Annotated in this window: 23 protein-coding genes and 1 pseudogene; 16 read left to right on the top strand and 8 right to left on the bottom strand. The window is 70.1% G+C overall.

Going from position 1 to position 20,779, the window contains the following annotated elements:
• Window positions 1-301 precede the first annotated feature (301 nt).
• The 4 genes from ACIQOE_RS00750 (at window position 302) to ACIQOE_RS00735 (ending at window position 3,654) form a co-directional block, all read left to right on the top strand.
• Window positions 302-1,258, top strand: coding sequence for a heme o synthase (locus tag ACIQOE_RS00750; RefSeq protein ID WP_351326280.1), 957 nt, complete (start codon window positions 302-304; stop codon window positions 1,256-1,258).
• Between the two features lie 58 nt (window positions 1,259-1,316).
• Window positions 1,317-1,643, top strand: coding sequence for a hypothetical protein (locus tag ACIQOE_RS00745; RefSeq protein WP_351326279.1), 327 nt, complete (start codon window positions 1,317-1,319; stop codon window positions 1,641-1,643).
• A 149-nt stretch (window positions 1,644-1,792) separates the two neighbouring features.
• Window positions 1,793-2,899, top strand: a complete 1,107-nt coding sequence (locus ACIQOE_RS00740) for an amidohydrolase family protein (protein WP_362645191.1) — start codon at window positions 1,793-1,795, stop codon at window positions 2,897-2,899.
• A 17-nt stretch (window positions 2,900-2,916) separates the two neighbouring features.
• On the top strand, window positions 2,917-3,654 hold the full coding sequence (locus ACIQOE_RS00735) for a nucleotidyltransferase domain-containing protein (protein WP_401408730.1): 738 nt from the start codon (window positions 2,917-2,919) through the stop codon (window positions 3,652-3,654).
• Here ACIQOE_RS00735 and ACIQOE_RS00730 read toward each other — a convergent pair.
• The 4 genes from ACIQOE_RS00730 to ACIQOE_RS00715 all read right to left on the bottom strand — a co-directional run bounded on the left by ACIQOE_RS00730 (window position 3,609) and on the right by ACIQOE_RS00715 (window position 7,283).
• Window positions 3,609-4,628 (bottom strand): COX15/CtaA family protein, encoded by a 1,020-nt coding sequence (locus tag ACIQOE_RS00730; RefSeq protein WP_351326274.1) that lies wholly within the window; start codon window positions 4,626-4,628, stop codon window positions 3,609-3,611. The two genes, ACIQOE_RS00735 and ACIQOE_RS00730, sit on opposite strands and share 46 nt — an antisense overlap.
• 114 nt (window positions 4,629-4,742) lie before the next feature.
• On the bottom strand, window positions 4,743-5,513 hold the full coding sequence (locus ACIQOE_RS00725) for an ABC transporter permease (protein ID WP_401408726.1): 771 nt from the start codon (window positions 5,511-5,513) through the stop codon (window positions 4,743-4,745).
• Complete coding sequence (locus tag ACIQOE_RS00720; protein WP_351326271.1) at window positions 5,510-6,433, bottom strand: ABC transporter ATP-binding protein; 924 nt, start codon at window positions 6,431-6,433, stop codon at window positions 5,510-5,512. The genes ACIQOE_RS00725 and ACIQOE_RS00720 overlap by 4 nt, the downstream gene beginning before the upstream one ends.
• A gap of 46 nt (window positions 6,434-6,479) precedes the next feature.
• Window positions 6,480-7,283 carry an aminoglycoside N(3)-acetyltransferase gene (locus tag ACIQOE_RS00715; protein ID WP_401408722.1) on the bottom strand — a complete coding sequence of 268 codons (804 nt, stop codon included), beginning with the start codon at window positions 7,281-7,283 and terminating at the stop codon, window positions 6,480-6,482.
• Window positions 7,284-7,455: 172 nt separating this feature from the next.
• Here ACIQOE_RS00715 and ACIQOE_RS00710 point away from each other — a divergent pair, with 172 nt between their 5' ends.
• The 8 genes from ACIQOE_RS00710 to ACIQOE_RS00675 are packed head-to-tail and all read left to right on the top strand — an operon-like array spanning window position 7,456 to window position 14,029.
• Window positions 7,456-8,199 carry a winged helix-turn-helix transcriptional regulator gene (locus tag ACIQOE_RS00710; protein WP_351326267.1) on the top strand — a complete coding sequence of 248 codons (744 nt, stop codon included), beginning with the start codon at window positions 7,456-7,458 and terminating at the stop codon, window positions 8,197-8,199.
• Complete coding sequence (gene sufB, locus ACIQOE_RS00705) at window positions 8,196-9,617, top strand: Fe-S cluster assembly protein SufB (protein ID WP_351326265.1); 1,422 nt, start codon at window positions 8,196-8,198, stop codon at window positions 9,615-9,617. Before ACIQOE_RS00710 ends, sufB begins: the two co-directional genes overlap by 4 nt.
• Before the next feature lie 57 nt (window positions 9,618-9,674).
• Window positions 9,675-10,859, top strand: a complete 1,185-nt coding sequence (gene sufD / locus ACIQOE_RS00700; RefSeq protein WP_365570142.1) for a Fe-S cluster assembly protein SufD — start codon at window positions 9,675-9,677, stop codon at window positions 10,857-10,859.
• A complete protein-coding gene (locus ACIQOE_RS00695) occupies window positions 10,856-11,185 on the top strand; it encodes a non-heme iron oxygenase ferredoxin subunit (protein ID WP_351326261.1) in 330 nt (109 codons plus the stop codon). Before sufD ends, ACIQOE_RS00695 begins: the two co-directional genes overlap by 4 nt.
• A gap of 8 nt (window positions 11,186-11,193) precedes the next feature.
• Window positions 11,194-11,958, top strand: coding sequence for a Fe-S cluster assembly ATPase SufC (sufC, locus tag ACIQOE_RS00690; RefSeq protein WP_351326259.1), 765 nt, complete (start codon window positions 11,194-11,196; stop codon window positions 11,956-11,958).
• On the top strand, window positions 11,955-13,211 hold the full coding sequence (locus ACIQOE_RS00685) for a cysteine desulfurase (RefSeq protein ID WP_351936847.1): 1,257 nt from the start codon (window positions 11,955-11,957) through the stop codon (window positions 13,209-13,211). The genes sufC and ACIQOE_RS00685 overlap by 4 nt, the downstream gene beginning before the upstream one ends.
• An 18-nt stretch (window positions 13,212-13,229) precedes the next feature.
• Complete coding sequence (gene sufU, locus ACIQOE_RS00680; protein WP_351936846.1) at window positions 13,230-13,700, top strand: Fe-S cluster assembly sulfur transfer protein SufU; 471 nt, start codon at window positions 13,230-13,232, stop codon at window positions 13,698-13,700.
• Window positions 13,697-14,029, top strand: a complete 333-nt coding sequence (locus ACIQOE_RS00675; protein WP_037743875.1) for a metal-sulfur cluster assembly factor — start codon at window positions 13,697-13,699, stop codon at window positions 14,027-14,029. Before sufU ends, ACIQOE_RS00675 begins: the two co-directional genes overlap by 4 nt.
• A gap of 54 nt (window positions 14,030-14,083) precedes the next feature.
• Here ACIQOE_RS00675 and ACIQOE_RS00670 read toward each other — a convergent pair whose 3' ends face one another.
• Window positions 14,084-14,938, bottom strand: coding sequence for an AbfB domain-containing protein (locus tag ACIQOE_RS00670; protein WP_401408714.1), 855 nt, complete (start codon window positions 14,936-14,938; stop codon window positions 14,084-14,086).
• A gap of 276 nt (window positions 14,939-15,214) precedes the next feature.
• Here ACIQOE_RS00670 and ACIQOE_RS00665 point away from each other — a divergent pair, with 276 nt between their 5' ends.
• From ACIQOE_RS00665 to dapD, 3 genes are all read left to right on the top strand, one after another.
• A complete protein-coding gene (locus ACIQOE_RS00665; RefSeq protein WP_351326253.1) occupies window positions 15,215-15,535 on the top strand; it encodes an SMR family transporter in 321 nt (106 codons plus the stop codon).
• Window positions 15,535-16,071 carry a TetR/AcrR family transcriptional regulator gene (locus tag ACIQOE_RS00660; RefSeq protein ID WP_401408710.1) on the top strand — a complete coding sequence of 179 codons (537 nt, stop codon included), beginning with the start codon at window positions 15,535-15,537 and terminating at the stop codon, window positions 16,069-16,071. The genes ACIQOE_RS00665 and ACIQOE_RS00660 overlap by 1 nt, the downstream gene beginning before the upstream one ends.
• Before the next feature lie 164 nt (window positions 16,072-16,235).
• Complete coding sequence (gene dapD / locus ACIQOE_RS00655) at window positions 16,236-17,222, top strand: 2,3,4,5-tetrahydropyridine-2,6-dicarboxylate N-succinyltransferase (RefSeq protein ID WP_401408707.1); 987 nt, start codon at window positions 16,236-16,238, stop codon at window positions 17,220-17,222.
• Window positions 17,223-17,556: 334 nt separating this feature from the next.
• Here dapD and ACIQOE_RS00650 read toward each other — a convergent pair.
• The 3 genes and pseudogenes from ACIQOE_RS00650 to ACIQOE_RS00640 all read right to left on the bottom strand — a co-directional run.
• Window positions 17,557-17,760: pseudogene (locus ACIQOE_RS00650) on the bottom strand (transposase); the annotation flags it as partial.
• Complete coding sequence (locus ACIQOE_RS00645; protein WP_399008523.1) at window positions 17,759-18,301, bottom strand: DUF6882 domain-containing protein; 543 nt, start codon at window positions 18,299-18,301, stop codon at window positions 17,759-17,761. The pseudogene ACIQOE_RS00650 and the gene ACIQOE_RS00645, both read right to left, overlap by 2 nt.
• A gap of 398 nt (window positions 18,302-18,699) precedes the next feature.
• Window positions 18,700-19,818: a DUF1152 domain-containing protein gene (locus ACIQOE_RS00640; RefSeq protein WP_401408704.1), complete on the bottom strand. Its 1,119-nt coding sequence runs from the start codon at window positions 19,816-19,818 to the stop codon at window positions 18,700-18,702.
• Window positions 19,819-19,898: 80 nt separating this feature from the next.
• Here ACIQOE_RS00640 and ACIQOE_RS00635 point away from each other — a divergent pair, with 80 nt between their 5' ends.
• Window positions 19,899-20,639 (top strand): GntR family transcriptional regulator, encoded by a 741-nt coding sequence (locus ACIQOE_RS00635; RefSeq protein WP_401408701.1) that lies wholly within the window; start codon window positions 19,899-19,901, stop codon window positions 20,637-20,639.
• The last annotated feature ends 140 nt before the right edge of the window (window positions 20,640-20,779 follow it).

Genomic DNA, 20,779 nt, shown 5'->3' with positions numbered 1-20,779 from the left:
CCGCTGTCGAGCCTACCCCCGTAAGGACGTGCGTTTTTTCGAGTGTTTCCAGACTGCCGGGCCTTGCGGGGATCCGCCTCCCGACTGGCCGGGAAGCCATGTCGGCACGTGAATCCAGATGAATACGGAACCGCTCATCTGACTGCTCAATCGAGTCACCCCGCCCCTCTTCCGAGACGCCCGCCAACACGACCCCACCCCCGCGAAGGTCGGGGTATGGGCAACGTCTAAAGTGGCGTGGTACGCGCGAGCCTTCACCGTGAGTTCACACGGCGGGGCTCGCTGGGAGTCTCTGTCAGGGGTGTGCGTGACGGCCGTCGAATCCCGTCCAGCCGGGGTGCTCGGTGCGAGCGAGAGCCCGAGTCACCGGCCGCCGATCGGGGCCCGTGTCAAGGCTTTCGTGGCGCTGACCAAGCCGCGGATCATCGAGCTGCTGCTGATCACCACCGTTCCGGTGATGTTCCTGGCGCAGCGGGGTGTACCCGACATGACGCTGGTCCTGCTCACCTGCGTCGGCGGTTACCTCTCCGCGGGCGGCGCCAACGCGCTCAACATGTACATCGACCGGGACATCGACGCGCTGATGGACCGCACCTCGCAGCGGCCCCTGGTGACCGGCATGGTCAGCCCGCGCGAGTGCCTCGCCTTCGGCGTGACCCTGGCCGTGGTCTCCACCCTGCTGTTCGGTCTGACCGTCAACTGGCTGAGTGCCTGGCTGTCACTCGGAGCGCTGCTTTTCTACGTCGTCGTCTACACGATGATCCTCAAGCGCCGTACCTCGCAGAACATCGTGTGGGGCGGCATCGCCGGCTGCATGCCGGTGCTGATCGGCTGGTCGGCCGTGACGGACTCGCTCTCCTGGGCGCCGCTCATCCTCTTCCTCGTCATCTTCTTCTGGACGCCGCCGCACTACTGGCCGCTGTCCATGAAGGTGAAGGACGACTACGCGCGCGTGGGCGTGCCCATGCTCCCGGTCATCGCCTCCAACAAGGTGGTCGCCAAGCAGATCGTCATCTATAGCTGGGTGATGGTCGTGGTCTCGCTCCTGCTGACCCCGCTCGGCTACACGGGCTGGTTCTACACGGCGGTCGCGCTGGCGGCGGGCGGCTGGTGGCTCTGGGAGGCGCACGCGCTCCAGAACCGCGCGAAGTCCGAGGTGACGGGCGGCAAGCTCAAGGAGATGCGGCTGTTCCACTGGTCCATCACCTACGTGTCGCTGCTGTTCGTGGCCGTGGCCGTCGACCCCTTCCTGCGCTGACACAGCTCACACCGCCCTGCCCTCGCCAGTCGATCTACCGGTGAGTAGCATCCTGTCCATGGCAGACACGCAGCAGGTTGAGGTGGACCAGAAGGCCGAGCGCAGGGCCGCGCGCCTCGCGAAGCAGATCGGCGCCTTCGCCAAGGCCCACGGCGGTGCCGAGGGTCAGGTGGCCTACATCGGCGAACGCGGTGCCCGCATCGTCCTGGTCGGCGAGGACGGCGGCTGGGGCGACCTGGTGGCCCCGACCTACGAGATCGCCGAGCAGGCGGTGGCGAAGTCCGGCATCACGGTCCACGAGTCCTTCGACGGCGAGTTCGCGGCGAAGGTGACGACCGGGTCCTACGAGTGGAAGCGCATGGCCGGCATCCAGATCGGCGGCTGAACTCCGCCCCTCGCGGGCGCGGGCACCCGCGCGGGCCAGGACGTGCGGCCCGCGGCCTCCGATCGGCCGGTACCCGCCGCCGGACCGCGACCTCCTTCCCCGTTCCCCCGTTAAGACGGTCAAGCAACCGTCGTCCACGGGGAGCCCGGATGATCGAAACGCCGTCCTTGGTGGACCAGTACTGCCACGGCGTCCTCCGTACGGAACTGGGCCTCGGCACCTTCGAGGCCCAGCTCGCCCGCACCGAAGGCCCCCCGGCCCCCGGCACCACCCTCTTCGACACCCAGACCGGTTTCGCCGTCCGCCGCTGGTGCCCCCCGCTGCTCGGCCTGGAACCGCACTGCCCGCCCGCCCGCTACCTCGCCCGGCGCCGTGAACTCGGCGTCCTGGAGGCGGGCCGCCGGCTGCTGCGCGGCAGCGGCATCACCACCTACCTCGTCGACACCGGCCTGCCCGGCGACCTCACCGGCACCACCGAGATGGCCTCCACCGGGGACGCGGAGGCGCGCGAGATCGTCCGCCTGGAACTCCTGGCCGAACAGGTCGCCGACACCTCGGGCACCGTCGAGTCGTTCCTCGCCAACCTCGCCGAGTCGGTGCACGGCGCCGCGGCGACCGCGGTCGCCTTCACCTCCGTCGCCGGACTCCGGCACGGCCTGGCCCTCGCGCCCGAACCGCCGGGACCCGGCGAGGTGCGGGGCGCCGCGGGCCGCTGGCTGGCGGGCCGCCGGGTCGGCGGCGAGCTGACGGACCCGGTGCTGCTGCGGCACCTGCTGTGGATCGCGGTGGCCTCCGGCCTCCCGCTCCAGCTGCACGCGGGCCTCGGCGAGCCCGGCACCCGGATCGACCGCACCGACCCGGTCCTGCTGACCGACTTCGTGCGCGCCACCGCCGGCCTCGGCACCGACCTGATCCTGCTGCACGGCTACCCGTACCACCGCCACGCCGCCCACCTCGCCGGCGTCTTCCCGCACGTGTACGCCGACTCGGGCGCGGCCCTGGTGCGCACCGGCGCCCGCGCCGCGACGATCCTCGCCGAGATCCTGGAACTGGCCCCCTTCGGCAAGATCCTCTTCTCCAGCGGTGCCCACGCCCTGCCCGAGCTGCACGTGGTCGGCGCCCGCCTCTTCCGCGAGTCCCTCGCCCGGGTGCTCGGCGGCTGGGTCGCCGAGGACGCCTGGTCGCCGGCCGACGCGCAGCGGGTGGCCGGGCTGATCGCGGCGGAGAACGCGAAACGGGTGTACGGGCTGGAGTGACCGTACAGACTGGGCGCATGGACACCGAGACCCTGCTGGACCGGTTCACAGGTGAGCTGGCGGCGCTGGATCCGGTCGCCGTCTGGGCGCACGGCTCGCTCGCCGCCGGCGACTACCAGGAGGGCCGCAGCGACCTGGACCTGATCGCGGTGCTGCCGGGCCCGGTGACCCCGGCCGCCGTGTGGCGGGTGGCCGTGATCCACGCCCGGCTGCGCGCGCTGCCGCTCGCCGCCGGGCTGCACTGCACCTACCTGACCCCGGACACCGTGCACGACACCGCCCGCCGTCATCTGACCTGGGCGCACGAGGAGTTGTTCCGGCGGCCGGTCAGCCCGGTGACCCGGCGCGAGCTGCACGCCTTCGGGCGGGTGCTGCACGGGAGGGCGCCCGCCGACCTGCTGCCTCCGGTCGCGGACCGGGAGCTGCGCGACTACGTCGTCCGCGACCAGCGGGACTTCTACCGGCCCGCCCTCGCCGACGCCCGGCTGTGGAGCAGGGACGTCTGGGTCGACCTGGGCATGATCACCTTCGCCCGGGCCACCGTCACCGTGCGCGAGGGACGGCTGATCTCCAAACGCGAGGCGCTGGACCTGCTGCCCGGTCTCGGGGCGCCCGCCGAGGTCGTCGAGGACATCCGCGGCCGCCGCTACGCCGGGCCGCGCCCGCGCACCGAGGAGTGGACGGCGCGCAGGGCCCGGCTGACCCGCGACTACTTGGGCCCGGCGATCGACGCGCTCACCGCGTCGTACGACTGAACGGGCACGTCGGCGCTCACCTCGGCGCGCTCGCGCAGCGAGAGCAGCACGCGCAGCACGCCGATCCACACCAGGCAGGAGCCGAACATGTGGAGCCCCACCAGGACGGTGGGCAGATGCGTGAAGTACTGGACGTATCCGATCACGCCCTGGCCGAGCAGGATCAGGAACAGGTCGCGGACGCGGTCCCGCGGGCCCTGGGGAGCGCCGACGCCCTTGAGGAAGAACCACAGCGCGAAGGTCAGCGACACCACGATCCAGGCGAACACCGCGTGCAGCTCGGCGACGCCCGACCAGCTGACGTCGATGCGTTCCACCTCGCCGGAGTCACCGGGGTGCGGTCCGGCGCCGGTCACCACCGTGCCCGCGGCGATGAGCAGCAACGACACCGCCACCAGGGCCCACACCAGCTGCTGCACGGCCTTGCCGACCAGGAGCCGCGGCCGGCCGTCGCCCTCGCGGGTGCGCTGCCACATCACGGCGGCGACCGTGATCAGGGCCGTCGCCAGCAGGAAGTGCGCGGCGACGGTGTACGGGTTCAGGCCGACGAGCACCACGATGCCGCCGAGGATCGCGTTGCCCATCACGATCCAGAACTGCGCCCACCCCAGCCGGGTCAGGCTGCGCCGGTGCGGCTTCTCCGAGCGGGCGGCGATGATCGCCCAGCCGACCGCGGCACACAGCACGTAGGTCAGCATGCGGTTCGTGAACTCGATGGCGCTGTGGTAGCTCAGCGCGTTCGTCGGGGTCAGCGAGCCGTCGGTGCACTCGGGCCAGGTCGGGCAGCCGAGGCCGGAGCCGGTGAGCCGCACCGCGCCCCCGGTGACCACGATGACCACCGACATCACGAGAGCGGCGAGGGCGGCGCGCCGGACGGTCCGGGGATCCGGTGTCCAGTGGGCGGCGATGAAGGCGAGCGGGTTGCGCACGGCCGCGACGGCGTCGGCGGGGGTCAGCTTTGGCACGGTCACCATCGTAGGGGGACGCTTGTGCATGAATTCACGTGGGTCGGTGGTCCGGCGTCCGTGCCGTGCGGCCACGGCGGCCCGCGGACCGGGCGGACGCCGGTGCGCGGAGGCGTTCCCGGCCTACTCCCAGCGGAAGAACCGCCCCGCCGCGCCCAGCCCCAGCACCGCCCACACCGCGAGGATCCCGAGGTCCCGCCACGGCGTGCCGGCGCCGTGCGCGAGGACCTCCCGCAGACCGTCCGACAGGGCCGAGATCGGCAGCAGCGCGAGCACGTCCTGAGCGCCCCCGAACCTGTCCAGCGGGACGATGACCCCGCCGCCCACGAGCAGCAGCAGGAACACCAGGTTGGCGGCGGCGAGCGTCGCCTCCGCCTTGAGGGTGCCCGCCATCAGCAGGCCGAGGCCGGAGAACGCGGCCGTGCCGAGGACCAGCAGGAGCAGGACGGAGAGCGGGTCGCCGTGCGGGGACCAGCCGAGGGCCAGGGCGATCGCGGCCAGCAGGATCACCTGGAGGACCTCGGTGACCAGGACCGACGCCGTCTTCGCCGCCATCAGGCCCCAGCGGGGCAGCGGCGAGGAGGCGAGCCGCTTCAGGACGCCGTAGCGGCGCTCGAAGCCGGTCGCGATCGCCTGGCCGGTGAAGGCCGTGGACATGACCGCGAGGGCGAGGACGCCGGGGGCCAGGAAGTCGACCGAGCTGCCGCTGCCCGTGTCCACGATGTCCACCGAGCTGAACAGGACGAGCAGCAGGGTCGGGATCACGACCGTCAGCAGCAGCTGCTCGCCGTTGCGGAGCAGCATCCTGGTCTCCAGGGCCGCCTGCGCCGCGATCATGCGGGGCAGCGGGGCGGCACCCGGCTTCGGGGTGTAGGTGCCCGTCGCGGTGGTCATGAGCGCAGCTCCTTGCCGGTCAGCTCCAGGAAGACGTCCTCCAGCGTGTGCCGTTCCACCGAGATCCGGTCGGGCATCACCCCGTGCTGGGCGCACCACGAGGTCACCGTGGCCAGCAGCTGGGGATCGACCTTGCCCATGACCCGGTAGGAGCCCGGCGTCAGCTCGGCCGCCGAGGAGTCGGTGGGGAGCGCCTTGAGGAGCGAGCCCACGTCGAGGCCGGGCCGGCCGGAGAAGCGCAGGGTGTTCTCGGCGCCGCCCCTGCACAGCTCCTCGGGGGAGCCCTGGGCGATCACCCGGCCGGCGTCGATGACGGCGACGTCGTCGGCGAGCTGCTCGGCCTCGTCCATGTGATGGGTGGTGAGGATGACGGAGACGCCGTCGGCGCGCAGGTCCCGCACCAGGTCCCAGGTGGCCCGGCGGGCCTGCGGGTCGAGGCCGGCGGTCGGTTCGTCGAGGAAGACCAGTTCCGGGCGGCCGACCACGGCCATGGCGAGGGCGAGGCGCTGCTGCTGGCCGCCCGAGAGCCGGCGGTAGGACGTACGGCCGCAGCCGCCGAGGCCCAGCCGCTCGATCAGCGCGTCGACGTCCAGCGGGTGCGCGTGCAGGCGCGCCACGTGCCGCAGCATCTCGTCCGCGCGGGCGCCCGAGTAGACGCCGCCGGACTGGAGCATCACGCCCACCCGGGGGCGCAGCTCGGCGGACTGGCGGACGGGATCGAGGCCCAGGACGCGCACCGAGCCGGAATCCGGTCTGCGGTACCCCTCGCAGGTCTCGATCGTCGTCGTCTTGCCCGCTCCGTTGGGGCCGAGTACGGCGGTCACACCCGGGTGGGCCGCCAGATCCAGGCCGTCCACGGCGGTTTTCGTGCCGTACCGCTTCACCAGGTCCCGCACCTGGACCACGGGCTCACTTCGCATGAGGACAGAGTCTAGGTACGGCCGCCGTCACCCGGACGGCCGGGTACTAGAACTCCTCCTCACGGGGTCGGTGTACGGGCAGCCATCGCTCGGCATAGGCCACCGCCTCACGCAGCGGGAAGAGCCGCGCCCTCGCCGCGCCGACCGGACCGCCGAGGACGACCGGCCGGTCGCGTTCGAAGTCGTGGCCCAGTTCGCCGAAGCGGTCGGAGGTGACCGACACCTCGGTCACCACCTCCCAGCCGCCGCCGGGAGCGGGCCGGCCGACCGGGACGCGCGGTGCCGGTACGCGGTACTCGGCCAGGTGGAAGCCGGTGCAGGTGGCGTATCCGGTGCCGAGCATCAGCACGCGCGCGTCCAGGTCCTCCAGGCGGGCCAGCGGGCTGCGCTCGCCGAGCCGGCAGTCGCGGGCGTGGCCCTCGACGATGACGGCGGCCCGGGGCCCGACGGCGGCGAAGGAGGTCTGCGGGTGCGCGCTGCGCAGCGCGCCCGGCCAGGTCCGCACGGTCTCCGGGATCACGCCGACCCCGCGCGTGGGCGTGATCCGCGGGTCGTACGCCGGCATGGTGGCCCGGATCTCCGCCCACCAGTGCTCGGGCACCGGCGGGTCCCGCCAGAGCGCCGGGTCCGAGAGGTCGCCGGTCTGGGCGGGAACCACCAGCGTGCCGTCGGGACCGAGCGTTTCCAGAAGACTTTCGACGACCGTGACGGCGCCTCCGTTCACCCAGCCGAGGGAACGGAGCGAGGTGTGCGCGAGGAGGGTCTCGCCGGTCCTGACACCGAGCCGCCGAAGGTCTTCGACGAGGGTGCCGCGAGTGACAAGAGGGCCGGTCGGAGGGGGTGTGGGCATGGTGGTGGAGTCTGGCGGACGGGGCCGCGGGACGCCACCGGACCGTCTGGGGGATGATCGATCAAAGATCGTTTGCGCAGGTCAGATTAGGTAAGCCTAAGTGACGCAGGGCACCGTCCGGCCGCTCGGACGGCGCTTGCCTGGCCCTGAGGAATTACGCAACAATGGCGTTGTGAAAAACGTCGGCGAGGCTCGGGAGACCCCCACGGGGACCCCGCAGGAGGAACTCGCGACCGGTGAGCGCTCGACGCGCAACCGGGTCGCGCGGTCGATCCTGGACCACGGCCCGTCGACCGTCACCGAGCTGGCCGGACGCCTGGGCCTGACCCCGGCGGCCGTACGCCGGCACCTGGACGCCCTGGTCGCCGACGACGTCGTGGCCCCCCGCGAGCAGCGGGTCTACGGCGCGCGGACGCGCGGCCGGCCCGCCAAGGTCTTCGCCCTCACCGACTGCGGCCGCGACGCCTTCGACCAGTCGTACGACACCCTCGCCGCCGACGCGCTGCGCTGGATCGCCCAGCAGGGCGGCGGCCAGGAGGCGGTCGCAGCCTTCGCGCGGGCCCGCATCGCCGCACAGGCGGGCGCCTACCGCAAGGCGATCGAGTCCGTGAGCCCCGACGACCGCACGGAAGCGCTGGCCAAGGCCCTGAGCCGGGACGGGTACGCTGCAACGGCGCGCAGCGCGCCCCCTCCGCAGAAGGGCGAGCAGCTGTGCCAGCACCACTGCCCGGTCGCCCATGTCGCGGAGCAGTTCCCCCAGCTGTGCGAGGCGGAGACGGAGATCTTCGCCGAGCTGCTCGGAACGCACGTCCAGCGGCTGGCGACCATCGCGCACGGCGACGGCGTCTGCACGACGTTCATCCCCAAGATTTCCACTGACGCATCTGCTAGCACGGCCGGGAGGAACCCCGCATGACTCTCCCCACGGAGACTGCCCACCCCGAACTCGAGGGCCTGGGCAAGTACGAATACGGCTGGGCCGACTCCGACACCGCCGGCGCCTCCGCCAAGCGCGGCATCAACGAGGACGTCGTCCGGGACATCTCCGCGAAGAAGTCCGAGCCGGAGTGGATGACCAAGCTCCGCCTCAAGGGCCTGCGCCTCTTCGAGAAGAAGCCGATGCCGAACTGGGGTTCCGACCTGTCGGGGATCGACTTCGACAACATCAAGTACTTCGTGCGTTCCACGGAGAAGCAGGCGGAGTCCTGGGAGGACCTGCCCGAGGACATCAAGAACACCTACGACAAGCTGGGCATCCCGGAGGCGGAGAAGCAGCGCCTGGTCGCCGGTGTCGCCGCCCAGTACGAGTCCGAGGTCGTCTACCACCAGATCCGCGAGGACCTGGAGGAGCAGGGCGTCATCTTCCTGGACACCGACACCGCTCTGAAGGAGCACCCGGAGCTCTTCAAGGAGTACTTCGGCACGGTCATCCCGGTCGGTGACAACAAGTTCGCCTCGCTGAACACCGCCGTGTGGTCGGGCGGCTCCTTCATCTACGTGCCGAAGGGCGTGCACGTCGAGATCCCGCTGCAGGCCTACTTCCGGATCAACACCGAGAACATGGGCCAGTTCGAGCGGACCCTGATCATCGTCGACGAGGGTGCCTACGTGCACTACGTCGAGGGCTGCACCGCCCCGATCTACAAGTCGGACTCGCTGCACTCCGCGGTCGTCGAGATCATCGTCAAGAAGAACGCGCGCTGCCGCTACACGACCATCCAGAACTGGTCGAACAACGTCTACAACCTGGTCACCAAGCGTGCCGTCGCCTACGAGGGCGCCACCATGGAGTGGATCGACGGCAACATCGGTTCCAAGGTGACGATGAAGTACCCGGCCGTCTACCTGATGGGCGAGCACGCCAAGGGCGAGACCCTCTCCATCGCCTTCGCGGGCGAGGGCCAGCACCAGGACGCCGGCTCCAAGATGGTCCACATGGCGCCGAACACGTCGTCCAACATCGTCTCCAAGTCGGTGGCGCGCGGCGGCGGCCGTACCTCCTACCGCGGTCTGGTCGAGATCGGCGAGGGCGCGGCCGGATCCAAGTCGAACGTGCTGTGCGACGCGCTGCTCGTCGACACCATCTCCCGCTCGGACACCTACCCCTACGTCGACGTCCGCGAGGACGACGTGTCCATGGGCCACGAGGCGACCGTCTCCAAGGTCTCCGAGGACCAGCTCTTCTACCTGATGAGCCGCGGTCTGTCCGAGTTCGAGGCGATGGCCATGATCGTGCGCGGCTTCGTCGAGCCCATCGCCAAGGAACTGCCGATGGAGTACGCGCTGGAGCTCAACCGGCTGATCGAGCTGCAGATGGAAGGCGCGGTCGGCTGACCCGAGGCGCCCGACCCACCACGACACGTTTTTCAGAAAGCGAGCACTACGACAGCCATGGCTGAGGCTCAGAACTCCCCGGTGGGCTCCACCACCGCCGGCGCCATCGCGGTGGCCGCCGAGTCGACCGTCGCCACGCGCATGAGCGCGCCCCCGTCCTTCGACGTCGCGGACTTCCCCGTCCCGCACGGCCGCGAGGAGGAATGGCGGTTCACCCCGCTGGAGCGCCTGCGCGGGCTGCACGACGGCACGGCGGTCGCGACCGACGGCAGCTTGAAGGTCGACGTGGACGCCCCCGAGGGCGTCGTCGTCGAGCTGGTCGGCCGTGACGACCCGCGCCTCGGCCGGGCCGGCACCCCGGTGGACCGGGTCGCCGCCCAGGCCTACTCGGCCTTCGAGCAGGCCGGCGTGGTCACCGTGCCCAAGGACACGGTGCTCACCGAGCCCATCCGCATCAGCGTGCACGGCCAGGGCGGGGTCGCCTACGCCCACCAGATCGTCGAGCTGGGTGCCTTCGCCGAGGCCGTCGTCGTCGTGGACCACACCGGTGACGTCGTGACCGCCGTCAACGTCGAGTTCGTCCTGGGCGACGGCGCCAAGCTCACCGTCGTCTCCGTGCAGGACTGGGACGACACGGCCGTGCACGCGGCCCAGCACAACGCGCTGGTCGGCCGGGACGCCTCCTTCAAGTCGGTCGTCGTCACCTTCGGCGGCGACGTCGTCCGCCTGCACCCGCGGGTCTCCTACGCGGGCACCGGCGGCGAGGCCGAACTGATCGGCCTCTACTTCACCGACGCCGGCCAGCACCAGGAGCACCGCCTGCTGGTCGACCACGACGCCCCGCACTGCAAGTCCAACGTCGTCTACAAGGGCGCGCTGCAGGGCGAGGAAGCGCACGCCGTGTGGATCGGCGACGTCCTCATCGAGGCCAAGGCCGAGGGCACCGACACCTACGAGATGAACCGCAACCTGGTCCTCACGGACGGCGCGCGGGTCGACTCGGTGCCGAACCTGGAGATCGAGACCGGCGAGATCGTCGGCGCCGGCCACGCCTCCGCCACCGGCCGTTTCGACGACGAGCAGCTCTTCTACCTGATGGCCCGCGGCATCCCGGAGCACGAGGCCCGCCGTCTGGTGGTCCGCGGCTTCTTCGCCGAGCTGGTCCAGCAGATCGGTGTCCCCGACATCCAGGAGCGGCTGCTCGCCAGGATCGACGAGGAGCTGGAGGCCTCGGTCGCATGACGGCCCCGACAGCGTTCGTACGCGCCTGCGGCCTGAGCGAGCTGGAGGACGACACCCCCAAGCGGGTCGAACTCGACGGCACGCCGGTCTCGGTCGTCCGCACCGAGGGAGAGGTGTTCGCGATCTACGACATCTGCTCCCACGCCAACGTCTCGCTCTCCGAGGGCGAGGTGGAGGACTGCCAGATCGAGTGCTGGCTGCACGGCTCCAGCTTCGACCTGCGCACCGGCAAGCCGTCCGGCCTCCCGGCCACCCGCCCCGTCCCCGTTTACCCCGTAAAGATCGAAGGGGACGACGTGCTCGTCTCCCTCACCCAGGAGTCCTGAGGCTATCCATGGCAACGCTTGAAATCCGAGACCTGCACGTCACCGTCGAGGCCGACAACGCCACGAAGGAGATCCTCAAGGGCGTCGACCTCACCGTGAAGCAGGGCGAGACGCACGCCATCATGGGCCCCAACGGCTCCGGCAAGTCGACCCTCGCCTACTCGCTCGCGGGTCACCCGAAGTACACGATCACCGGCGGCACCGTCACCCTCGACGGCGAGGACGTCCTGGAGATGTCCGTCGACGAGCGCGCCCGCGCGGGCCTCTTCCTGGCCATGCAGTACCCGGTCGAGGTCCCCGGCGTCTCGGTCTCCAACTTCCTGCGCACCTCCGCGACCGCCATCCGCGGCGAGGCCCCCAAGCTGCGCACCTGGGTGAAGGAGGTCAAGGAGGCCATGGAGCGCCTCAACATGGACCAGTCCTTCGCCGAGCGCAACGTCAACGAGGGCTTCTCCGGCGGCGAGAAGAAGCGCCACGAGATCCTCCAGCTCGAACTGCTCAAGCCGAAGATCGCGATTCTCGACGAGACGGACTCGGGTCTCGACGTCGACGCCCTTCGCATCGTCTCCGAGGGCGTCAACCGCGTCCGCGAGACCGGCGAGGTCGGCACCCTGCTGATCACGCACTACACGCGCATCCTGCGCTATATCAAGCCCGACCACGTCCACGTCTTCTCCGGCGGCCGGATCGTCGAGTCCGGCGGTGCCGAGCTCGCCGACAAGCTGGAGGACGAGGGCTACGAGGCATACACGAAGGGCGGCGCATCCGCGTGACACAGCTGCCGGGCCTCCTCGACACCGAGGCGATCCGCAAGGACTTCCCCGTCCTGGACCGGCTGGTCCACGACGACCGGAAGCTCGTCTACCTGGACAACGCGGCGACCTCGCAGAAGCCGCGCCAGGTACTGGACGCCCTGAGCGAGTACTACGAGCGCTACAACGCCAACGTCCACCGCGGTGTGCATGTGCTCGCCGAGGAGGCCACGGCGCTGTACGAGGGTGCGCGCGACAAGGTCGCGGAGTTCATCAACGCGCCCAGCCGCGACGAGGTGATCTTCACCAAGAACGCCTCCGAGTCGCTGAACCTCGTGGCGAACATGCTCGGCTGGGCCGACGAGCCCTACCGGGTGGACCACGAGACCGAGATCGTCATCACGGAGATGGAGCACCACTCCAACATCGTGCCGTGGCAGCTGCTCGCGCAGCGCACGGGCGCGAAGCTGAAGTGGTTCGGCCTCACCGACGACGGCCGCCTCGACCTGTCCAACATCGACGAGATCATCACCGAGAAGACGAAGATCGTCTCCTTCGTGCTGGTGTCGAACATCCTGGGCACCGTCAACCCGGTCGAGGCGATAGTCCGCCGCGCCCAGGAGGTCGGCGCGCTGGTCTGCATCGACGCGTCCCAGGCGGCGCCGCACATGCCGCTGGACGTGCAGGCACTCCAGGCCGACTTCGTCGCCTTCACCGGCCACAAGATGTGCGGTCCGACCGGCATCGGCGTCCTGTGGGGCCGCCAGGAGCTGCTGGAGGACCTGCCGCCGTTCCTCGGCGGCGGCGAGATGATCGAGACCGTGTCGATGCACTCGTCGACGTACGCTCCCGCTCCGCACAAGTTCGAGGCGGGCACCCCGCCGATCGCCCAGGCGGTCGGTCTCGGCGCGGCCATCGACTACCTCAACGCCATCGGCATGGACAAGATCCTCGCCCATGAGCACGCGCTGACCGACTACGCGGTGCGCCGGCTCGCCGAGGTCCCCGATCTCAGGATCATCGGCCCCACCACGGCCGAGGACCGGGGCGCGGCGATCTCCTTCACCCTCGGGGACATCCACCCGCACGACGTGGGCCAGGTCCTCGACGAGCAGGGCATCGCGGTCCGGGTCGGCCACCACTGCGCGCGTCCCGTCTGCCTGCGGTACGGAATTCCTGCGACCACGCGAGCGTCGTTCTATCTGTACTCCACGCCGGCCGAGATCGACGCACTGGTCGAGGGGCTGGAGCACGTACGGAACTTCTTCGGCTGAAGGGCGTGAACTGAGACCGTGAAGCTGGACTCGATGTACCAGGAAGTCATCCTTGACCACTACAAGCACCCGCACGGGCGTGGTCTCAGGGATGGCGACGCCGAGGTGCACCATGTGAACCCGACGTGCGGCGACGAGATCACCCTCCGCGTGAAGTACGACGGCACGACGATCCAGGACGTCTCGTACGAGGGCCAGGGCTGCTCGATCAGCCAGGCGAGCGCCTCCGTACTGAACGACCTGCTGGTCGGCAAGGAGCTGTCCGACGCGCAGCGGATCCAGGAGACCTTCCTGGAGCTGATGCAGTCCAAGGGCAAGCTCGAACCCGACGACTCGATGGAGGAGGTGCTGGAGGACGCGGTCGCGTTCGCCGGTGTCTCCAAGTACCCGGCCCGGGTCAAGTGCGCCCTCCTGAGCTGGATGGCGTGGAAGGACGCGACGGCCCAGGCGCTGGGCGGCGCGGCCGACGCCGAAAGGAAGACCGCATGAGCGAGACCGTTGAGATGAAGCCGGCCTCCGAGGAGGAACTCCGCGAGGCCCTGTACGACGTCGTCGACCCCGAGCTGGGCATCGACGTGGTCAACCTCGGCCTCATCTACGGCATCCACATCGACGACGCGAACATCGCGACGATCGACATGACCCTGACGTCGGCGGCCTGCCCGCTGACGGACGTCATCGAGGACCAGGCCAAGTCCGCCACGGACGGCCTCGTCAACGAACTGCGCATCAACTGGGTCTGGATGCCCCCGTGGGGCCCCGACAAGATCACCGACGACGGCCGCGAGCAGCTGAGGGCGCTCGGGTTCAACGTCTGATCTCCGTGTGGACGAGAGCGGCGGCACCGGTCCGGTGCCGCCGCTCTCGCGTGCTCAGGCCAGGGGAGCGGTCAGCCGGAACGCCGAGTCCGCCCGGTAGAGGTCGCTGTCCTGGTAGGAGACCAGTTTCAGCCGGAAGTTCTGGTGGCGCAGGAAGCGGCCGGGATAGTTCACCGACTCCAGCACGACGGCGCCGGAGTAGGCCGAGGGCCGGGCGCAGAAGGTGGCGTCCTGCCGGAACAGGGACGAGCCGTCATCGCGGTCGGCGCGCAGCACGAAGTCGCGGTGGCGCAGGTACCGCCCGTCGGACGTCCGGAACGAGTAGCAGGAGCCGTCCGCGAGGCCGTCGACCACGGTGAAGGCGGAGTCCGCGCGGGACTCGGTGCCGCCGGGCGTGCCGAGCGTGACGTAGCCGCCGCTCACCTGCCAGTAGCGGTCCGGGTAGTTGACCGAACGGACCGACCGGTGGAGCGGCGACCGCGGTGTCGCGCCGCCGCCCGGACCGCCGCCCGGGGGAGCGGACGTGGCGGGCTTCGCGCCGGACGGCGAGGTCCTCGGGGTGGCGCCGGGCGCGGCGGCCGAGGCGGTGGCGGAACCGGACGGGGCCGCGGACGCCGTCCGCGGGCCGGTCTCGTCTTCGCCGGGGGTGGCCGGTCCCGTCGTCGCGGGGGAGGCGAAGGAGAGCAGGCCGGGGCCGTGGTCGAGGGCCGCGCCGGTGGGCGGGGGAGCCGCCGCCCGGTCGGAGCCGCCGTGGCCGGCGGCTATCGCGGTGGCGCAGGCGATGACGGTGGCCAGCGCCAGCGTTCCGGCCAGCCAGAGTCGCCGGGTCCCGGGCGTCCGCGAGGTGTCGGGGGCCCAGCCGTTCTCCCAGGAGGGGCGCGGCGGGGGCTGGGGGGTGGTTCGTGGCATGCGGTTGTTCCTCCAGCGGCGCCAGGGCAGCGGCGGCCGGGGGTGTGAGGGTGGCGTGGGGGACGTGTGAAGCAACGGTGGATCACCGGGGGTGCACACACTAGTGGAGTCGCGCGGCCACGGGGAGTCGTTTCAGTGAGCGGTTTCTATGCGGGCCGCACATCCGCGGTGGGCCATCTCCGGCCGGTGCGAAGGGAGTTCGGGTCCGGAACTCGGCGGACGCCGTGGCCCGATCGTTGTGTACGGCCGTACACAACGGACCGTACACTCGTCCGCATGGGATACCTGACGCTCGCCGGCGCCATAGCCGCCGAGGTCGCCGCGACGACGGCGCTGAAGTACAGCGAGGGGTTCAGCAGACTCGGGCCCTCGCTCCTGACGGCACTGGGCTACGTGCTGTCGTTCCTGCTCCTGGCCTCGACACTCAAGACCGTGTCGATCGGCACGGCGTACGCGATCTGGTCCGGGGCCGGCACCGCGGCCATCGCCCTGCTCGGCCTCCTGCTGTTCGGCGAGGGGCTGAGCCTGGTCAAGGTCGCGGGGATCGTGCTCATCATCGGCGGAGTGGTGGTCCTGAACCTGGGAGGCGCGCACTGATGCCACGCCGGTACGACCCCGACCGCAGGCAGCGGATCATCGAGGCGGCGATCCGGGTGGTCGGGGAGAAGGGGCTCGCCGGTCTCTCCCACCGCTCCGTCGCCGCCGAGGCGGACGTGCCGCTCGGCTCGACGACGTACCACTTCTCGACCCTCGACGAGCTGATGGTCGCCGCGCTGCGACAGGCCAACGAGGGCTTCGCCAAGGTGGTCGCCTCCTACGGCGGCTTGGACGACCCCGGCACGGATCTCGCCACCGCCCTCGCCCGGATACTCGGTGACTGGCTGAGCGGCGACCGCACCGCCGTCGAGCTGGAGTACGAGCTCTACCTCGCCGCGCTGCGCCGCCCCGCCCTGCGCCCGGTCGCCGCCGAATGGGCCGACGACCTCGCCGCACGACTGGCACGGCGCACGGACCCGGTCACGGCACGGGCCCTGGTCGCACTCGTGGACGGGATCTGCCTCCAGGTGCTCCTGACCGGGACGCCGTACGACGAGGGGTACGCGCGGGAGGTGCTGGGGCGGGTGATTCCCTGACCCCGCGGGCCCGCCGCTCGTCCTGCCCGGCAGCCGGACGCGCAGCACGGACCCTCCGGATCCGCTCTCGCCACGACCTCACCGCGGGGGAGTGCGGCCCGACCGCTGAGACGGGCCGCACGCTGGTTCGCCTGCATCGGGCCGCTCACGTTAGGTTTCTCATCATGACCGACACGAACGTTCGCACCACCGGCGCCGTGGCCGCCGGCCTCGCCACCATCGCCGCCGACGGCACCGTTCTCGACACCTGGTTCCCGGCCCCCGCGCTGGTCGCCGAGCCCGGCCCGGCCGGCACCGAGACGCTCTCCGCCGAGCAGGCCGTGGAACTCCTCGGTGAGGGCGCGGCCAAGGCGATCGGCCCGGACCCCCGGCGCAACGTCGAGGTCGTCGCGGTCCGCACGGTCATCGCCTCGATCGACGAGAAGCCGATCGACGCGCACGACGTCTACCTCCGCCTGCACCTGCTCTCGCACCGCATGGTCAAGCCGCACGGGCTGAGCCTGGAGGGCCAGTTCGGCTTCCTCGCCAACGTCGCCTGGACGTCCCTCGGCCCGGTCGCGGTCGACGAGATCGAACAGGTCCGGCTGAACGCCCGCGCCGAGGGCCTGCACCTCCAGGTGACCTCGATCGACAAGTTCCCGCGGATGACGGACTACGTCGTCCCCAAGGGCGTGCGCATCGCCGACGCCGACCGGGTCCGGCTCGGCGCGCACCTCTCCGAGGGCACGACCGTCATGCACGAGGGCTTCGTCAACTTCAACGCGGGCACGCTGGGCACCTCGATGGTCGAGGGCCGTATCTCGGCCGGCGTCGTGGTCGGCAACGGCTCGGACATCGGCGGCGGTGCCTCCACCATGGGCACGCTGTCCGGCGGCGGCAACGTGATCATCGCCATCGGCGAGCGCTGCCTGGTCGGTGCCGAGGCGGGCGTCGGCATCGCCCTCGGCGACGAGTGCGTGGTCGAGGCCGGCCTCTACGTCACCGCGGGCACCCGGGTCACGATGCCCGACGGCCAGATCGTCAAGGCCCGCGACCTCAGCGGCGCCTCCCACATCCTCTTCCGCCGCAACTCGGTCACCGGCGCGGTGGAGGCCCGCCCGAACAACGCGGTCTGGGACGGCCTGAACGAGATCCTGCACAGCCACAACTGAGGTACGGCGGCCGTGATGAGCGGCCGCCTCACCGACCACCGCTCTGACCTGCTGCCGAGCTGTCGGCGGTCGTCGCCGTCGGTCACCACTGAGCGCCCTTCCACGGCCCGAGGACGGCCCGGGGGAGGGCGCTCACGTGCTTCCTCCGGACGGGGTGTCGGCTTGCCTTGGGGGCCATCAGCATCCACGGGGGGCAGCCGCGAACCCGTCGGCTGCGGCAGAGCTGTGGGCCACGGACTATGGATTGACGGGGATCTCCTAGACGATCTCGCAATGGGCGGCGGGCACGATGATGTCCGCGGTCTCGGGCTCCCCACGCGCGTGGAGGAACGCGCCGTTTGAACCGGTGCAGCCAGGCGAAGGCGCGCTCGACCACCCAGCGAACCTTGTCCAGACCGCTTCCGTGGACGATGCCGCGTCGGGCGATCATCGGCTTGATGCCGCGTTTCCACAGCAGGCGGCGGTACTTGTCGTAGTCGTAGCCCTGGTCGGCGTACAAGCGCCGGGGCTTGCGACGCGGGCGTCCCCGCAGACCCTTAGTTGATGTCGATTTTGAAAGTGGAGACGCTGCCATCGGCCTTCGTCAGGGTCACGGACCCGAATGTGATGATCACCGAGGAGTCGCCTCCCAGACCCTTGTAATAGCCGATCGCCCCGGTGATCCGCACAGCGACGGCCACGAGAGTCGAAGCAGCCTGTTCGTCAACGTTGACCTTGGGTTGAGCCAGCGCAGGATGCCCGTTGGCTTCCGCCCAGTCGCAGAAGCTGCGGGAGTCGCAGCTCATGTTGGGGAGGATGCTCTGGTTGGCCCAGGCCCACATCCACGAGCCCGACCTTGGACTGAAGCTGCCGAGGATCTGCGCAGGTGCAGTCGCGGTCTTGTCAGGGAAGGTCCAGGTGATGATGCCGGTCGTCTGATCCAGGGCCCAGCGATCCGCCGAACCCAGGCCCCAGGACATGTGCGCACGACCGAGTTGTTCGATCATGTCTTCGCCCTCCAGTGCGAGCACACTGAGGTCTGCTCGTTCCCCCACCTGAGCTGCACCGTCCGCTTTATTGGCCCGCTCGAACATTCCCATGCCGCGGAGTCTGCCAGACGCCCCTGACCAGTCGACTGGCTTGCCCCCTGCCTCGACCCAGCTCCCATCCCGTACGCCGTCGGCCCACACATCGTGGAGCGGGCGTGGTTCAGGGCGTCCAGGTGGAGCACACCACTAAACGAACGACCTGGACGCTTTGGGCCGCGTTTGCTCGGCTCTGCCTGGGTCGATGGCGTACGGGATGGGAGTACCTCGCGCATGCCCATACGGGCCCGGGGTCGGGAACGGCGCCCGTAGCGGAGCCGGGAGCGCGATCTCCTGGGTCCACAGAATCGAGAGCCTGACCTCGCCGTTGAGCAGGTTGGTGGCGACGTCGACTTCCGTGCCGTTGCCCGTGACGTCGTACACACTGAGGTCCGGATCGCTGCTGAAGGCGCTCATCGCGCCCGGCTTGGGTCATGAGGGTCGGCGACCGTGATGCTCCACAGCGGGGCTGCGTACTGTTCCGGGTGGCTGTTGAGGAGCATCCGGCGTAGTTCATCGCGCTGTGAGCCGTCGAGGTTCAGGACCTCGGTGAGGTGGCGGAATGTCGTGTGAGTGACTCCGCGGCTCCGGGCTTCTGCCTCGAACCGGGTGAGTTGCAGCCGGATCGACTCGGGATCGAGCGTGGCCGGCTGTTGTTCCTTGAGCCGGAGGGCCTTGTTGCGTTCGTAGTCGATTTCGGAGAAGCCGCAGATCTCGCGGCTGAGGGTTTCCGCTTCGGCGAGCGTCGTGGTCGCCATGAGGGCGCGGGCCAGCTCGTTCCGGCCCAGGGCCTCGTCGAAGTCGACCTCGTGGACCGTCGGGCTCTGGTCAGTGAGGGGGACGGGAAGGCCGGCGTCCCGGATTTCGCAGGTGCCCCGTACGCCTCTGGCCGTCGCCGCGAGCATGCCCGTCGCCTCTGAAGGGTGCCACTCCAGGACGGGACCGATCCGCTCGGCGTCCTGCGCGGTGAAGGTGTGGATGAGCGGGCCGAGGATGCCACGCAGGTCTTCGTACGGAAGCTCCCCGTCCAGACCCGGGCCTGCCACCAGCAGGCGGACGGGCGCGTTCACCTGGGCGCAGGCTGCCAGTGTCAGGGCATCGGCCAGCGGGCTCTTCAGGGTTGGTTCGTCGCCTCGGGCCAGTACGTCACCGCCTACGTCGAGGAGATCGATCGAGGTCGGCTGGAGGTGGGTGATCAGGTTTTCGAGCTGGTGGGTGATGCCTTTGGCGCCGTTGTTCGGGTCGATGAGGGCGAGAGTGTGGGGGAGTTCCGCCGCGAGTCGGGGAAGGGTGGAGCCTGCCGGTGGGATCGGGCGGGCCTCCGCCGGTACCTTCGGGACGGCCGGGCTGAGCGGTTCGAGGCCGGTGAAGTCCTCGGCTCCGCGGGGGCCCGGCAGAGGATCGATCAGCAGGCGGTCCCATGCGTAGGTGAGGATCACCGCTTGGTCCGCGTCGCCGTACAGAGCCGCGTGAAGCATTGCGGCGGCGACAGCGTCGCCCCCTCCTCCCGCTGCGACGATCAACCGCGTCATGGCCCCAGGGTACGGGGCGGGCTGTCGACCGTTCACTCTATAGTGGCTAGAGGCTATAGCCACTTGGATGAGGAGGGGACATGCCTCAGATCGAGGAGGCTCAACCGAAGTATCTCCAGATCGCGCACTTCATCCGCGATCAGATTCTTCGAGGCGACCTGCGGCCCGGGGACGAGGTTCCCTCGGAACGTCAACTGGCCACGGATTGGAAGGTGTCCAGGCCGACGGCGGCGCGGTCGCTGGAGGCCCTGAGCCACCAAGGGCTCGTCGAGAAGCGCCAGGGATCTGGGACGTATGTACGGAGCCTTGAAGTGAACCGCCGGGCGCGGGAGTTGTACGGGCGGGCTCGGCAGACCGGAAAGATCTACACCGCGGGTGAGTACGCGGTGATCACGTCCGCTGGATGGCTCGACGCGCCGGACCACGTCGCCGAGGCGCTGGGCCTGCGGAAAGACCGCCGGGCCGTCCATCGTCGCCGGGTCACCAACGACCAGGACGGCCCGATCACACTGTCCACGTCATGGTTCGCACCGGATGTGGGGCAGCGCGCGCCCAGACTCCTGGAGCCGGAGCGCATCCAGGAAGGCACCCTGATGTACGTCGAGAACATGACGGGGCGGAAGGGCAGTTACGCGGAAGACCGCATGTGTGCCCGGGCGGCGACCGAAGAGGAGTCGGCAACCCTTCGGTTGGAGCCCGGTTCTGCGGTACTGATCGTGCATCACGTCGTCTTCGACCTCCAGGACCGGCCGTTGGAGTTCGCCGAAGCCACCTATCCGCCGAACCGTTGGGCCTTCGAACAGGGATACCCCCTGACCTGACGAGACGGGACTCCGTGGAACCGCTTGCGCGCTGCGAGTGGCTAATGCCACTATCCAGTAAGTGGCTAAGGCCACTCGACCGAAAGGGCATGGCTTGACGAGTCGGCGGCCGGACCGGGGAGCGCACTTACGTTGCCCGT

Origin of the sequence: Streptomyces sp. NPDC091282 (assembly GCF_044757385.1) — a bacterium.
Taxonomy (GTDB): Bacteria; Actinomycetota; Actinomycetes; order Streptomycetales; family Streptomycetaceae; genus Streptomyces; species Streptomyces gramineus.
The sequence above is the reverse complement of the archived record's forward strand: the minus strand, read 5'-3'. Positions and strand labels throughout refer to the sequence as shown.